This window comes from Thalassotalea sp. G20_0 (assembly GCF_017744175.1).
Taxonomy (GTDB): Bacteria; Pseudomonadota; Gammaproteobacteria; order Pseudomonadales; family Endozoicomonadaceae; genus Endozoicomonas.
The window spans coordinates 52,896-67,286 of record NZ_JAGHQV010000022.1; the positions used below are offsets into that span (position 1 = coordinate 52,896).

Sequence of the window (14,391 nt, forward strand, 5' to 3'; positions counted from 1 at the left end):
AATCAAGTGTCCGTCAGATGATATTCATCAAGGTCTGCGTCAGGTTATTGCTGGTTTCAATGGTTTTGGCATTGGCCTGATAATTACTCTGGGCTTCAATCAGTCTGACCAGCTGTGAAGATATATCCACATTGGACTGTTCCAATGCACCGGATTCCAGAGAGCCCATAATGCCTGAGCCCGGAGTTCCAACTAATGGATTACCGGATGCGAAGCTGGACTGCCATAAGCTATCCCCCTCGGGAATAAGTCCACTGTCGTTAGGAAAGTCAGCCAGTACAACCTGCCCCTGCGTCTGGGTCTGACCATTGGAGTACAACGCCTGTAAGATACCTTCCTGGGTAATCTGAATGCCGGTCAATGAACCGGGAGGAAAACCATTCTGTGCGACCTGGTTTACAGAAAAGTCCGCACCCAGCTGGGAAAATCTTGAAATATCAATATCCATGCTTATGGCACCAGCCCCGGCAAGACGAGAGTCTCCAGCGGCAATACCCAGCGTTATCGAGCCACCAGCAGGTGTTGCCAGACTGCCATCGCTGTTAAAGGAGATACTCTGACTGAGATCAGCAGTGACAGCATTGTCAAAGTAGAGGTCTACCTGCCAGGTGTTATCTGCCGTTTTGGCAAAATAAAGACTGACGGTATGTGAAGCACCAAGACTGTCATTCACATCAAACGCCATGGTTGAGTTAAACGTACCGGGATCACTGTTATCAATCGTTCCGGTAAGCAATGATGCCCGTGCATCAAGGTTTGCTGCGCTACTCACCTGACTGGTTGCCTGGGCTGGCATGGTACTTTGGGCAATTTTTAAATCCGTCTGGGTTCCTGCCAGAATATTGCCTGAAGCATCAGCAGAATAACCTTGCAGGTTCATTCCCTGGTTATTGACCAGATAGTTATTGGCATCCAGTGAGAAATAACCCGCTCTCGAATAGGAAAGCTCCCCATTGTCGCTCACCATGAAAAAGCCCTGACCGTTAATAGCCATATCCAGGGCATTCTCGGTATAAGTAATACTTCCCTGGGCAAACTGTTGACTGATGTCTGCCACCTGAACACCCGCAACCTGACTGTTACCACCGGCTACCGAAGAAGCATAAACATCAGCGAACTCTGCCCTGGAGCTTTTAAATCCAACAGTATTGGTATTGGCAATATTATTGCTGACAACCTGAAGATCCTGCTGGGCAGCATTGAGTCCACTGAGCCCTATTTTAAAAGACATGTTTATCCTCCCTGATCGTTGTTTCCTTAAATGGTTTCAACATCTCCATTATTGCGCAGAGCGATTTATTCTGAGATGGCCTGAACCGATGACAGTGGATAGGTACCAAGGTTAGCCAGTTTCAAACTGGTTCCTGCGCCCGTGGTTTCAACACCGGATACGCGCCCACCCAGGGTAACTGCTGCTGCATAAGCCTCGCCACCACTGACCGCCGTGGCCGTTATGGTGTATTGTCCCGGGCTGATATCATCAAGAGTAAAATTAACTTTCCCACTGCCATGGGCTCCCAGAGACTGTGAGGTAACCTGCACACCATTGATATCATAGGCCCGGATCAATACATCATTGGCCGCTACCGGTATTTGCGCTTCACCCGTTACACTTCCTGATTCTTCCAGTTCAACTCGATTGGTATTAACTTTTATATCTCTACCCACCAGCTGCGAGGCCCCTAACATTTGTGACTGCTGGAGTGAGCTGATAAGCCCATCAATACGATCATCAATGGAGTTGAGGCTCTCTACCGACGATATCTGGGAAAGCTGTGTCAGCATCTGGTTGGTGTCCAGGGGCGCTAAGGGATCCTGATTATTCAGCTGGGCTACAAAGAGCTCGATGAACTGATTCTGGTCCACCTGAAGGGAGCTTGAAGACGGTTGAACTGACGAACTGGAAGCATTATTTACCGGACTGATCCCTGTCACATATCACCTTTAGCGCTTATCCATGGGTTATCTGAATCATTCATTACTCAGCCAGTGACAGCAGCTTTTGCTGTAACTTTCTGGCACTGACCATCACTTCCATACTGCTCTGATAACTGCGTGTAGCTGATAACATATCTGCCATTTCCTGAATGACATTAATGTCCGGGTAATAGACATAGCCAGACTCATCCGCCAAAGGACTGCCCGGCTCATAACGGCGATTCTTATCACTGGGGGGCATTCTGAACACGTCGTCTATGGTAACCTGAGCAGACTCCCCACCACCCTGAAGCTGGTCATACACCGTAGAAAAAACAGGTCGCAATGGGCGGTATGCGGCTTCTGGAGAGCTGCCGGCACTGGACATATTGGCCAGATTACTGGCAATACTATTCAGCCTTACCGTTTGGGCATTAAGCGCTGAACCGGAAATTGCATAGAGATTATTCAATGACATATTACATACCTCCCCTGATCGCCAGCTCAAGCCCACTCAGTTTTTTTCTGACAAATGTCAGGCTGGTTTGAAAATCCAGGGAGTTACGGGCAAACGATGACTGCTCAACCCCAAGCTCAACGGTATTGCCATCACTGCTTTGCTGGTGAGGAATTCTATACATCAACGACTGGGTATCCGCCGTCAGTTTTAAGGCCCGTTGAGCGGCTTCCGCACCTTCCGGCTGATTCAATTGATGATTCAACACAGCAGAAAATTCGATATCCCGAGCCTTGAACCCCGGCGTATCGACATTGGCCAGATTACCGGCCAGTACCTCAGCCCTTAGTCCTCTGAATGCCAACGCCTGTGGATGAATACCCAACACTTTGTCAAAACTGATGGCCATATCAAGCCTGCCCTGTAAATTGTTTCCTTGAGTACTGCACCAGTGCAAAATGAAATAATGATACCGAAGCACCAAACATATCAGGTTATCTGTAAAGCGCTGCGATACTTTATCAATTCCGCTTTTACTGTCGCGACAAGGCGACCTCTTTGCCATTTACATGTGTAGTAAATTCAGTCGGGGAAACCAGTATTTTTTCTTTCGGGCAGCCCTTTTATATAAATAACTGGTGATGCTTACACAATAGGAAACCGGGCGATGATACAGGGAGTATGCTAAAAATTCAGACAGGCATATAACGTGACAGAAAGGTATTACAATGATTGAACGACACAGAGCCTATGAATCAGTTATTGGCGCATTGGTCGCTGACGCCGCTGCCATGGGGTTTCACTGGTTGTACGATCAGGCCCTGATTGCAAAGTACGGAGGTGAAAGTCCCGAGTTTCATACGCCTGTCCGGGCAGAATACCAGGACAAGGGATACTTTGCCCATAAAGGAAAACAGGCCGGTGAGTTTTCCCATTACGGCGCTCAGTTGCTGTCGATGCAGGATGCCATCATCGCCAATGGTCAATACTCGGAACAGAGCTACATAGAATCTTTCCAGAAATGGTTTGACTTTGGTGGTCAATGGCAAGGTTATACGGATCATCCAACCAGGCAAACCCTGCTCAACCTCCATCAAAGAAAGAGCAATGATGAACCTCTTGCTGCCTGCGGTGCTGACGATACCCAGAATCCGGCATTATCAAAGCTACCACCTCTGATTGCTGTCCATGGCCAGGACCAGGACTTGATGGAAAAGGTAGAATCAGCAGTGCGTGTCACCAATAATAACGACAGTGCCGTTACCTTCGCCAAAGCTGTTACCATCATGATAAAAAGTGCTCATGAGGGCCTTTCACCTGAGCAGTGTGTGGAACAGGCAAAAGAAGTAAGCGAAGACATTACCAAAGCAATCAAAATCGCTGAATCAATGCTCAACCGCAGACCGAAAGAGGTTGCACAGGAAGTGGGAATGCACTGCGGTCTTGACGCCTCATTTATAGTGATTACCCATCTTCTGCTACAGGCCGAGAACTATGAAAAAACAGTGAGAGAAAATATTTACTGCGGAGGTGACAGTTGTGGCAGGGCTATTCCATTAGGTGCAATTTTGTCTGCATGTTTCTTCGGTTCTGATAAAGCCATGCCAACCTCCTGGATTGCACGAACCTCATTACCCGGTTCTGTGTTGCCCCCTGAATGGGAAGCCTTATAATACAAACACTCAGAGTTATCCCATTATTTACCCCAAACAACTAAACCCGACTCGGATAGCCTCCTATAAGCTGGCTCATCATTGACCTGGCTCAGAACCACTGCAAACTGCGGTCTTCTGGCTTTATAAGCCTCTTCTGCCGAAGCTGCCGGGGTGTCTGCATTGGCGAGGTTACTGGCGACGGTATTCAGCTTCAGGGTCTGGGCAGTCATTACCCGGAAATATCAAAGATGCGGTTTAGTGACACAGAAAAACCTGATAAGTAAATAATTGATGATACGCTGGCAGCAGTGGGTTCCACCACAACATCGGTTGGCGCACGGATGAATACCCTGGAAATGACACAGACGGCCAACGAAGAAACGGTGGCCATGACCACGGCGCTGAAAGGCTCACTGGAAGATTTGGACTTTGCCCGGGCAATCACCCAGCTGCCCCTGGCGCAGACGGCTTTGCAGGCCAGCCAGAAAAGTTATGGCAAGGTGAGTCAGCTGTCGTTGTTTAATTATATTTAATGGCTTCGGGCATGATGACATGGACGGTTGGAAAATAGCGGGTAAAGCGCCCTTTGTCGCGACTGATAAGGGGCCAGCTGCATACTGCGGCCTGGGCACCAATGTAGAAGTCCGGCAATACACCTTTTGTACCACCCCGTTTCTTGTATTGCACAAAAGCTTTGGCGGCCAGAAACAAGGTCTCATGGTTCAGTGATTGTTCGCTGATACTCAGGCTGCTCAATAGCTGCAGAACGACAGCGGGAGATTCCATTCCTGCACAGAGTTCAGAAAAAACAATGGGGTTTATCACTGGGCTATGAGTCTTCGAAAGGCGGCGGAACTGATCTTTAGACCAGTTATGCCAGCGACTTTCCCGATCCAGAATATCCAATATGACACAGGTGTCTATAAGCAGATTGGGAATCAGTGATCATCCCTCAGCAGTTTCATCAGCTCGTCAGCGCCCATGGTCAGACTGAAATCGTCGGCGGCTTTTTCTACCGGGTCGGAATACTCAACGTCAACTTTCTGAACCACGATTTCACCACGGTCATTCTCCAGAAAGCTGACCCGGTCACCGGGCTTAAGACCAAGGCTTTTGCGGATATTGGCGGGTATAGTGACCTGCCCCTGCGTGGTCAGTTTCATCATGGTATTTGATCGCTCTGAAATAACTTAATAAGTATTAAATTAATAGTTAATAATATATCGCTAAGTAAATTTTCACTTTCAGACATCAGCACTGGCACACCATTTCAATGAGCTTGATGTGAACAATCTCCGTTCACCCTGAGCGTCCATCGGCTGCGCTCAGGACAAACGAAATTTGGGTACCATTGATAGAGGGAAACCATCAATTACATTGAAACCGTGTAATTGCAGGGTATTTGAATAATTCTTGCCCATCAGCTTAAATGCCGGAATCACTCTCCGGCATTAAGCAGCCTGACCTGATAACCGGGAAATACCGAATCAGCCGACAACAGCTCCAACCCCTCGATTATTGCCTGGGCAATCAGCTGGCGGGCCTGTTGGCCAAGCCGCACGTTATCATCCAGCCACCAGAGGAAAACATGGGTATCCAGTAACAGATGCCTGATGCTCATTCATCACCTTCAAACAGATCGATAATATCGTCATCCGGTTGGTCAAAATCATCCGCTATCTTGATTTTCCCCTTGAATCGACCGGGTTGACGAGCTTTCTGCTCGCGATAGGGAATCAGCTCCAGATAAGGTTTGCCGGAGCGGGAAATCACCACACGTTCACCGCGCCAGGCCAACTCACCCAGCTGCGACAGTCGGCTCTTGGCCTCATGCATATTGATAATGCGATCAGGGTTATGTTCCTTAGGAAAGGATTCAGGCATGTTGTTGTTCTCCGAGCCGTTTAGCTAAACTTGGCTAACCATTCCGAATCAGGCAAGTTCAGCAGCGGCCTTGTTCCCAGGCTCCTCGGCAGAACAAAGATAATAAAAAAATTTCAAAAAATAATGTAAGTAAATTTTATAAAAAACGACTTCTGTTGTGCAGGCAAGTGTTGATATCCATACCGTTCGCACTGAGCGGAGTCGAGGTGCGGTGCTCCCATCCTTCGACTCCGCTCAGGATGAACGGAGTTTGGGTGCCATTGATAGAGGAAACCCATCAATTGCATTGAAAGCGTGTACTGGTTATCAGTGCAAACAACACTTCTTGAATTTTTTGCCGCTGCCACAGGGGCAGGGATCATTTCTGCCAACACCGGCAGGTGATGAAGTAAACGTCGATGCTCGCTGAGACTGTTCACCCTGCTTTGGAGCCGTCTGATTGATCACCATATTCTCCAGGTTGGTTAACAGCTCGTTACCCTCTCCGGAATAGCAGCTCAACTGCCTTAATGCCGCCACAGCGTCCTCCAGATAGCAGTAGAATTCACCTTCCTGCTTCATCACCGACGTATTAATCACTTCCGGCGCAACACCGCAGCGTAATTTCAGTTCGTACAGGGTGATGTAATAGGTATCCGCCCACTCTTTTTCGTAGAGGTCTTTCAGGGCCGCCATAAAAGACTCGGGCTGAGTGTTATAACAGGCCTGGACCCAGGCATTCCATACCTGATTCTTTTCCTGCTCAAGACCGTACTCATACAGCTGATGCAGATAGGTCGTCAACACCTGAAGCTCCAGGTCTCCCTGTTGATAACGAACCACCAGGGCTCCCAGTGCGGCATCCCGGACGTATTCATCAATGCTGCTGTTTTCAATAATGGACTGCAGGGGGCGAATATCGCCGGGACATACGGTGGCAAAAATCTGGCTCAGACGATCACAAACCACTTCGTCAAAGTCATCCCCAATCGCCACATTCTGTTCAGAACTCATGGAGCTGAACAGATCAACGACAATGGGCCACGCCGCTGGCTCACGAAACTGCGTTAACAGATAAAGGGCATGAAGTGCCAGACGGCTTTTTGCCGATGAGCTGCTGCGCTGGCCACGTATTTTCACCGCTTCCAGCGCCTGCAGGAGCATGGGAGTGATCTCCTGCCGATGTTCTGTGGCTTCTCTCAAGGCTGGAAGAGGCAACTCACTGGAAACCCGGGAGAGGCTTTGTTTCAGTCTGGAGAGATCCTCGGTAGAAAGGGGCATAACCAGTTAATCCAACGTATTAAAGAAATTGACCGCTAGGATAGACCTTCACGACATCAATATACAGCCTTTGAAAGCTTCACCTGGATATTCCTGACGGCTTCTTCCCATAAGCCTTATTTCTGATGGACTCTCCAGGTTTTTTAATGCTCCCAACATCATCCCAGCTGTCCGATAATTTCCACCTGAAGATCATCAGGGATCTCCTGAAATGACAATATTGTTAATGATCGGTATTGCGCGATGCGGCTATACCGGGAAAGCAGAGGCCAGAGCTGGGGTGAGACCAGCAGTACGGGTTCCACCTGTTGTTTATGGGCCTGACTGACCAACTCTGGAATATTATTCTGCAATTGCATCGACAGGCCGGGCTCGATAACGAAAGACTCTTCTGAAAACTGCGGATCTCGTCTGGCCTGCTCTCTGGCCATCAACAACATTTTTTCCAGTTCATGCGACAGGGTAAATACCAAAAGCTGCTCCGGCAGCGACTGATGATTGATCAGTGGGTCGATAATCTGCCGTCGCAAGGTGATACGAACCAGACTCAGTAGCACCAGAATATCCTGCTGTGGCCCTGAAGCAGCCAGTAATGTGGCGGCAATGCGTGGGCTGTCAGCAATCGAAATATTATCAGCCAGCAGTCGCTTGAGAACTTGCATCAATGTGCCCGGAGGCAGTTTATCCGGAACCAGTTCGTCGCATAGCTTCGGTGAGATTTGTCGGAGATGGGTCAGCCACCCCTGAGTCTCTTCGAACCCGAAGAGATCGTCGATATGATTTTCGATCATCCTGCCGACATGGGTGGTAATCACTGTGGCACAATCAACCACGGTATAGCCGGCCTGCAATGATGCCTCCCGTTCAGTCTCTGGAATCCAGTAAGACGTCAACCCATAACAGGGGTCTTTGACCGGAGGTGCAAAAGACAGAGGCCGGGCATTCTCCAGGGCAATGGCCAGTAATTGATCCAGGTGCAGTTTAAAATGGTCAACGGTAACGTTATGCAGCTGAATAGAATAACTGTCCGGGTCCAGATTCAGGTTATCGCGTATATGAATCATTGGTATCAGAAAGCCGTATTTTTCCGACAATTCCCTTCTCAGGTGCCTGATCTGACTCGCCAGCTCACCATTCGTTACGTGACTGGTTACATGGCTGATTCCATGATTCGCAGGGTTCTTACTCAGCAGTGATATCACACGATAGCCAATATTCAGGCCAATGGGGTCAACAACCGATATATCCTGCCATGTGAGTCGCTCCCCGGTTGCTACGCTGCTTTCATCGCCTTTGCCAGCCAGTGCATTCTTTCGTTCAGTCGTTCTTTCCATGGATATACGTCGATAGATAAACGACATCATCAGTAGGCCCGGGATCACAAAAGCCACATGGGGCATGCCCGGTACCAGACCAATCACAACCAGTACCGCAGCAGCGACCATCAACGCCCTGGGTTGTCCGATAATTTCCTGTCGAACCTGCTGGTTCATGTCCACAGCCCCGGATATACGGGTCACCATAATGGCGGCTGCGGTGGATAACAGCAGGGAAGGGATCTGGGCCACCAGCCCGTCACCAATAGTCATCAGCCCATAAAGCTGAACGGCTTCGGTACCACTCATGTCATATTGCCAGACGCCAATGCTCACACCGCCCAGAATATTGATGAGCAAAATCATCAACCCGGCAATGGCATCACCACGAACAAATTTGCTGGCACCGTCCATGGCCCCGTAAAAATCCGCTTCACGGGTAATATCTTCCCGTTTCACCCTGGCCTCATTGTGGTCAATCACGCCGGAGTTCAGATCAGCATCAATGGCCATTTGTTTGCCTGGCATCGAATCGAGCACAAAACGGGCAGTCACTTCCGATATACGACTGCCACCTTTGGTAATAACCACAAAGTTGACGATCACCAGAATCAGGAAAACCAGTAAACCAACAAAATAATTACCGGCAATCACCACGCTGCCAAATGCCTCAATCACCTTACCTGCCGCATAGGGTCCGTTATGACCATTGATCAGCACCACCCTTGTTGAGGCAATATTCAGGGCCAGCCGCAGCAAAGTGGCGACCAGCAACAGTGTCGGGAACAGGGAAAAATCCAGGGGGCGGTTAATGTAAATGGTAAGAATCAGCAGAATCAACGACAGGGTAATATTAAAACTGAACAGGAAGTCCAGTAGAAATGGCGGAATAGGCAACATTAGCATGGCCAGAACCACCAGCAATAGCAGCGGTGTCGCCAATAAGGAAGCCTTTGAAGGGGTCGGCAGGAGCAAGCCGGTACTGCTCATTACGGATTTCCTGTGCCTGATGAATGCTGGTATTTTTCAGGTATCTGTATATTCGGTGAGCTGGGACAGAAGGTACTTTGGTGAGTGCGATAACGATCAAGTTGATAAAGGTAGACCATGATTTTTGCCACCGCCTGATACAAATCCGGGGCAATTTCCTGATCAATGTCAGTATGATAATACAGGGCCCTGGTCAGCATGGGCTGAATCAGTACCGGTTTGCCCGCCGAGCGCCCGATGCTGATAATCAGTTCTGCCATATGGTCAACCCCCCGGGCCACCAGTACCGGAGCCCGATCACTGTCCGGCTGATATTTCAATACCACCGCAAAATGGCCCGGATTGGTCAGCACAAGATCTGCACCGGGGATAGCATCCAGCATTTTCCTGCGCGTCACTGCCGCCAGTTTTTGCCGTGCCTGTCGAATCCTCTGCCGGGTTTGTGGTGAGCCATCTTCGTTCTTCAGATTGTCTTTGACTTGTTGTCGTGTAAGAAGCTGTTGTTTCCGAAGGCGGTGTTTTTGCCACACAACATCACCAGCGGCAATGACCATAAGTACACAGGATAATCCCAGTCCGGTGGACAATAACAGCGTTAATGCCCGGGTTGCTGCCATCGGCACAGGGTAGGTGCGCAGTGCCATGATTTCTGGCAGTCGGTAGCGGATAATCAAAAAAAGCGCCACGGCCAATAACAGGGTTTTTAATGATGCCCGCACCACCTCAGCCAGCCCCTGAACAGAACAGATCCGCTTCAACCCTGCCACCGGATTTATCCGCCGGGCTTTTGCTGCCACGATGGTCAGACTGAAGATAAAGGGGCCGGAAATCAGGGCACCAGCGGTGACACTGAATACAATCACCAGGGACATGGTGATCATGACCGCCGGAAATACGGAAAATGCCGTCTGCAGACTGTCCATAATCGATGCCTGGGAGGCATCATTCAATGGTGCGTCAACCTGTGCCAGCATGGTTATAACGGTGTCAATCTGATCAAAATAACGGGAATTGCCAAGCAGTAAAAAAATGGCCAGAGACTGCATGGCAATCATCAGATCTCTTGACCGGGAGACCTGTCCCTCTTGCAGGGCTTTCTTTTTCTGCCGCTCGCTGGGTTGCTCCGTGGGCTCACTGCCCTGCTCTTGCTGTTCGGAATTCATCACTTAGCCGGACAGGAGCAACCCAAGAATCTTCAATGCATAGTGGCTGTGCTGTTCGACCACATAAGGCACCTGAAGTATATTAAGGCTCAACAATACGATTCCGGCCAGAACAATCATGGGGAAGCCAAGGGTTAACAGATTCATCTGTGGTGCTGATCGCGTGATGAAACCAAAGGTGAGATTGACAATCAGCAGACAGACAATAGCGGGCAGGGCTATAAGCAGCCCGGCCCCGAACATCCAGCCAGTCATGGTGATCAGGGCTGGTACTCTGTCGCTAATCATCAGAAAATGCCCGATGGGTAATGCATGAAAGCTGTTAATAACCACCATAAAGAACAGCAGGTGGCCATTGATCAGAACAAAAAGAAGCTGAGCCATAACCTGATAGATACGGGCAATCACGGTAACACTGATGCCATTGGCAGGGTCGTTCAGTTCTGCAAATCCCAACGCCATCTGCAGGCCGGTTAAATGCCCTGCGAGGGTAAACACGCTGAAATAGATCAGTAATACCGCGCCAAATAACAGTCCGGTAATAAACTCAGAACAGGCCGCAAGGACAAGGCTCAGTGACAGGTCGGTAGTCATTGCAGATGACAGTTGCCACATGACGGCCACAGACAGTGCTAAAGCCAGCAGTAAGCGTGCTGAGAGAGGTAACCACTCCCGGGTCAGCGGACAGGTCATGACAAATCCGGAAATACGACAAAACACCAGTAAGTAAAGCACAATCTGATGTGACAGTTCAGAAAGTGCCATACCGCTCACTGACTATTCACAATGGCAACAAAAAACTCAGTAAAGATGGCACTTAACTCCTGAACCAGCCAATGCATTGACAGTGACAGCGTTAACAATGTGATAAGCAACCGGGGCAGAAAGCTCAGGGTTTGTTCAGTTACCTGAGTTGCCGCCTGGATAATGCTGATCAGCAGGCCCACCACAAGACCGGGAGCAATCAGCACCAGGGCCATCCAGGAAACACTCCGCAACGCATTGGCAAACATGTAGACCGCATCGTCAGGTGACATTTACTGTACCCCACGTCGTAAATAACGTTCTGACACTCCCCGCTACCCGAAATGCCGGAACCGTCCGTGCTATTGTGGGAAGCGAGCGGCAACCTTTTCCCAAACAGCCTCTCAGGTAGAAAAGCTCCTGATGGTGCCTGCCATAATAAGACCCCAGCCATCCACCAGAACGAACAGCAACAGTTTAAAGGGGAGAGAGATCAACATCGGCGAGAGCATAATCATGCCCAGTGCCATAAGAATACTGGCAACCAGCAGGTCAATAACCAGAAATGGCAGCAGGATCATCAGCCCCATCTGCAGGCTGGTTTTAATTTCACTGCTTAAAAAAGCCGGCATCAGTAAGGAAAACGGAATATTCTCGGGCACCACATCCGGTTTATCGCCACCGTCGTCGACAGGAGAAATTTCACCGGATAACACCAAAAATTGTTCCATATCCACCTTTCGGGTTTGCTTCAGCATAAACTGGTGCAGTGGCCGTCCTGCGACTTCTATCGCTTCTCTGAATGGCATTCGCTCTTCCAGGTAAGGTTCGACCGCCTGTTCCCGGATCTCGTTAAATACCGGTTTCATAATGAATACTGTCAGGATCAGTGCCGAGGCAATCAGCACCCGGGTAGGTGGTGTTTGCTGCAACCCAAGTGCCTGGCGAAGTATCGCCAGTACGATCAATACCCGGGTAAAGCTGGTGGTTACCATCAGCAGGCCGGGGAGAAAAGCCAGTACCGTCAATATTATAAAAATCTGCAGGTTAACCGTGTAATCCTGCTGATTATCACCGGAGGTGACGGATAACAACGGCAACTGAGGGGATGCCTCAGCAACTGTGGGTAAAATCAGCAGCAAGGCCGTAACGGGTATCCGCAAACCACGGACATAGACGGCAATACGCGAGACACCTGACAAGACATCAATATCAGAGGATTTCCAGAATGCGCAGGCCATAATAATCCCCTGTCCGAACCACTTCGCCACGGGCAAACAATACCCCATTTATCATGACATCCAGTGGGTCATGTTCCCGACGGTTCAGACAGACGACAGAACCTGTGTGCAGGTTAAGAACATCGGTAATGGCCATACGTTTGCTACCGACATTCAGGGTCATAGTAACTTCTAAAGCTCCGACAAGACCCAGGTTTGACGAAGTAAGCCCGGCCTGGGGCTCTTCATCAGGTTCCTTATACGAATCAGGCTCTGCATCGTCCGTTATCGCTGGTTCCAAACTATCATGTTCTACTGACCCTGACGTATTATGGTCTGCTTCATTATTATCAGGCTCTTCAGGAACGCCTGCTGATTTATCGTCCGTCATCCCATTTACGGGCTGTACATCAGAGCCCTTCAACACGGGTTGATCAGAAGAGTCATGCTGAACGTATTCCTTCGCAATATCCGATGCTTCCGGATTAATTAACGTTGCATGCTCATCATCAGCTGAAGGCTCTTCATCAGCTGAAGGCTCTTCATCAGCTGAAGGCTCTTCATCAGCTGAAGGCTCTTCATCAGCTGAAGGCTCTTCATCAGCTGAAGGCTCTTCATCAGCTGAAGGCTCATCATCAGCTGAAAGCTCATCATCAACTGTAAGCTCATCATCAACTGAAAGCTCATCATCAACTGATGGTCGTGAGTCGTTCACTGACTGTCCTCTCCTCTTAAACACTCATTGATTACCACAGTAAGAAGCCCTCCATGTTGCCCTGTCGTTCCTCGAAACAGGAGAGCATTCTCCACTCTCATATGTGATTTTCCGGGATGGGGTATCGATAGAACGTCACCAACGTTCAGATCACATAATTTGCTCATCGGCAAAGACAGTGGCTCAAGATCAACGGTAACATCGACCTCGATTTTGCCAAGAAACCTCAGGATGCGATCCCGGCATGGCTGCTTTGAACCTGTTTCGTCAACCATTACCTGCTCTACCATGGCACTGGTAAAAGCATTGACCGGGGTATAGAAGCAAACAGGGACTAACCATGGTGAGTCAGCGTATGCCGGGTCATGAAACTCAAGATCAAACTGATTCAGCAGACAGTCATCTGCGAATGAAGCAGGGGTTATCAGTGATCCCCCCATCCATTGGGCCAAAGAAGAGAAGCCAGTGTCTGATACTGGGCAATAGGGCGAACAAACCGCTGTCCTCCAAACCTCTGCCAGAGCACTGGCAACCTGATCCATCAGTTGTTTACCAATCCTTGTGAGCTTTCTTGTAACAGCAGGGGGAGAGCTGTCTGACGAAGAGTCATCTGGTGCTGAATCCTCAGCCCCGGCAACCAGGGAAGCCAGGCTGCCACCGAAACAGAGGACCGTGAGAAAGTCAGGTAGCCGCTGATCTAACAGTAAAAATCCAAAGCTGGGTTCACGGCAGATTTCCGAAGAAAAATGCTGATCGTCAAACGGGAGTTGAAAACGATAAAGAGTTTGTCTTGGCAGCTGCTGTAATTGGCTAATCGTCGTATAAATATCATCATTTAAATGACAACGGGCACCAATCATCGGGCTTTCAATAATCTTCTTCAAAGCCTTCAGCAACTTATCAGAAAATGACAGTGAAAGCGTCTCCAGCTTCTTTGTCATACGCAATACCGATGGGGACATCTGATGCAGATAACCACGCTGTATATGCCCTGAATCACTGCTGCCATCAGTCCTGCTATGTACCAAATTGTGATCCACAACACGACCCGGGGAACTAAACTCTGTAGA

General features: G+C 49.3%; 19 protein-coding genes. 2 read left to right on the forward strand and 17 right to left on the reverse strand.

From position 1 onward, the window contains the following. Positions 1-13: 13 nt before the first annotated feature. The 4 genes from flgE to flgB all read right to left on the reverse strand — a co-directional run bounded on the left by flgE (position 14) and on the right by flgB (position 2,783). On the reverse strand, positions 14-1,231 hold the full coding sequence (gene flgE / locus J7438_RS14285; RefSeq protein ID WP_209277073.1) for a flagellar hook protein FlgE: 1,218 nt from the start codon (positions 1,229-1,231) through the stop codon (positions 14-16). A gap of 65 nt (positions 1,232-1,296) precedes the next feature. After that, positions 1,297-1,935, reverse strand: a complete 639-nt coding sequence (locus J7438_RS28335; RefSeq protein WP_209277074.1) for a flagellar hook assembly protein FlgD — start codon at positions 1,933-1,935, stop codon at positions 1,297-1,299. Between the two features lie 43 nt (positions 1,936-1,978). Beyond that, complete coding sequence (gene flgC / locus J7438_RS14295) at positions 1,979-2,395, reverse strand: flagellar basal body rod protein FlgC (protein WP_209200786.1); 417 nt, start codon at positions 2,393-2,395, stop codon at positions 1,979-1,981. A gap of 1 nt (position 2,396) precedes the next feature. After that, a complete protein-coding gene (gene flgB, locus J7438_RS14300; protein WP_101746835.1) occupies positions 2,397-2,783 on the reverse strand; it encodes a flagellar basal body rod protein FlgB in 387 nt (128 codons plus the stop codon). Positions 2,784-3,102: 319 nt separating this feature from the next. Here flgB and J7438_RS14305 point away from each other — a divergent pair, with 319 nt between their 5' ends. Further along, the gene (locus tag J7438_RS14305) at positions 3,103-4,047 is read left to right on the forward strand and encodes an ADP-ribosylglycohydrolase family protein (protein WP_209277075.1); all 945 of its coding nucleotides are present in this window, start codon (positions 3,103-3,105) and stop codon (positions 4,045-4,047) included. Positions 4,048-4,070: 23 nt separating this feature from the next. Here J7438_RS14305 and J7438_RS14310 read toward each other — a convergent pair whose 3' ends face one another. Beyond that, positions 4,071-4,259 carry a flagellar basal body protein gene (locus J7438_RS14310; RefSeq protein ID WP_286196588.1) on the reverse strand — a complete coding sequence of 63 codons (189 nt, stop codon included), beginning with the start codon at positions 4,257-4,259 and terminating at the stop codon, positions 4,071-4,073. Between the two features lie 78 nt (positions 4,260-4,337). On the opposite strand from J7438_RS14310, the gene J7438_RS14315 reads away from it, so the two are divergent. Next, positions 4,338-4,562 (forward strand): flagellin, encoded by a 225-nt coding sequence (locus tag J7438_RS14315; protein ID WP_209200783.1) that lies wholly within the window; start codon positions 4,338-4,340, stop codon positions 4,560-4,562. On the opposite strand, the gene J7438_RS14320 is transcribed toward J7438_RS14315, so the two are convergent. From J7438_RS14320 to J7438_RS28345, 12 genes are all read right to left on the reverse strand, one after another. Further along, positions 4,549-4,971: a type II toxin-antitoxin system VapC family toxin gene (locus J7438_RS14320; protein ID WP_353620140.1), complete on the reverse strand. Its 423-nt coding sequence runs from the start codon at positions 4,969-4,971 to the stop codon at positions 4,549-4,551. The genes J7438_RS14315 and J7438_RS14320 overlap by 14 nt on opposite strands. Further along, complete coding sequence (locus J7438_RS14325) at positions 4,968-5,195, reverse strand: AbrB/MazE/SpoVT family DNA-binding domain-containing protein (RefSeq protein ID WP_209200781.1); 228 nt, start codon at positions 5,193-5,195, stop codon at positions 4,968-4,970. Before J7438_RS14325 ends, J7438_RS14320 begins: the two co-directional genes overlap by 4 nt. Before the next feature lie 272 nt (positions 5,196-5,467). Next, complete coding sequence (locus J7438_RS14330) at positions 5,468-5,650, reverse strand: PIN domain-containing protein (protein WP_209200841.1); 183 nt, start codon at positions 5,648-5,650, stop codon at positions 5,468-5,470. Continuing rightward, a complete protein-coding gene (locus J7438_RS14335) occupies positions 5,647-5,913 on the reverse strand; it encodes a type II toxin-antitoxin system Phd/YefM family antitoxin (protein ID WP_209277077.1) in 267 nt (88 codons plus the stop codon). Before J7438_RS14335 ends, J7438_RS14330 begins: the two co-directional genes overlap by 4 nt. Before the next feature lie 306 nt (positions 5,914-6,219). Then, on the reverse strand, positions 6,220-7,173 hold the full coding sequence (locus J7438_RS14340) for a DUF1186 domain-containing protein (protein WP_209277078.1): 954 nt from the start codon (positions 7,171-7,173) through the stop codon (positions 6,220-6,222). A 158-nt stretch (positions 7,174-7,331) separates the two neighbouring features. Continuing rightward, a complete protein-coding gene (locus J7438_RS14345) occupies positions 7,332-9,479 on the reverse strand; it encodes a flagellar biosynthesis protein FlhA (protein WP_209277079.1) in 2,148 nt (715 codons plus the stop codon). After that, the gene (locus tag J7438_RS14350; protein ID WP_286196598.1) at positions 9,479-10,642 is read right to left on the reverse strand and encodes an EscU/YscU/HrcU family type III secretion system export apparatus switch protein; all 1,164 of its coding nucleotides are present in this window, start codon (positions 10,640-10,642) and stop codon (positions 9,479-9,481) included. Before J7438_RS14350 ends, J7438_RS14345 begins: the two co-directional genes overlap by 1 nt. Positions 10,643-10,645: 3 nt before the next feature. Beyond that, positions 10,646-11,407: a flagellar biosynthetic protein FliR gene (gene fliR / locus J7438_RS14355; protein WP_209277081.1), complete on the reverse strand. Its 762-nt coding sequence runs from the start codon at positions 11,405-11,407 to the stop codon at positions 10,646-10,648. Between the two features lie 5 nt (positions 11,408-11,412). Continuing rightward, positions 11,413-11,679, reverse strand: coding sequence for a flagellar biosynthetic protein FliQ (locus tag J7438_RS14360; RefSeq protein WP_209200776.1), 267 nt, complete (start codon positions 11,677-11,679; stop codon positions 11,413-11,415). Positions 11,680-11,790: 111 nt separating this feature from the next. Further along, entirely contained in the window at positions 11,791-12,627 is an 837-nt protein-coding gene (fliP, locus tag J7438_RS14365; RefSeq protein WP_209277082.1) for a flagellar type III secretion system pore protein FliP, read from the reverse strand. After that, complete coding sequence (locus J7438_RS28340) at positions 12,599-13,321, reverse strand: FliM/FliN family flagellar motor switch protein (RefSeq protein ID WP_209277083.1); 723 nt, start codon at positions 13,319-13,321, stop codon at positions 12,599-12,601. The genes fliP and J7438_RS28340 overlap by 29 nt, the downstream gene beginning before the upstream one ends. Continuing rightward, positions 13,318-14,361 (reverse strand): FliM/FliN family flagellar motor switch protein, encoded by a 1,044-nt coding sequence (locus tag J7438_RS28345; RefSeq protein ID WP_209200773.1) that lies wholly within the window; start codon positions 14,359-14,361, stop codon positions 13,318-13,320. The genes J7438_RS28340 and J7438_RS28345 overlap by 4 nt, the downstream gene beginning before the upstream one ends. Positions 14,362-14,391 lie beyond the last annotated feature (30 nt).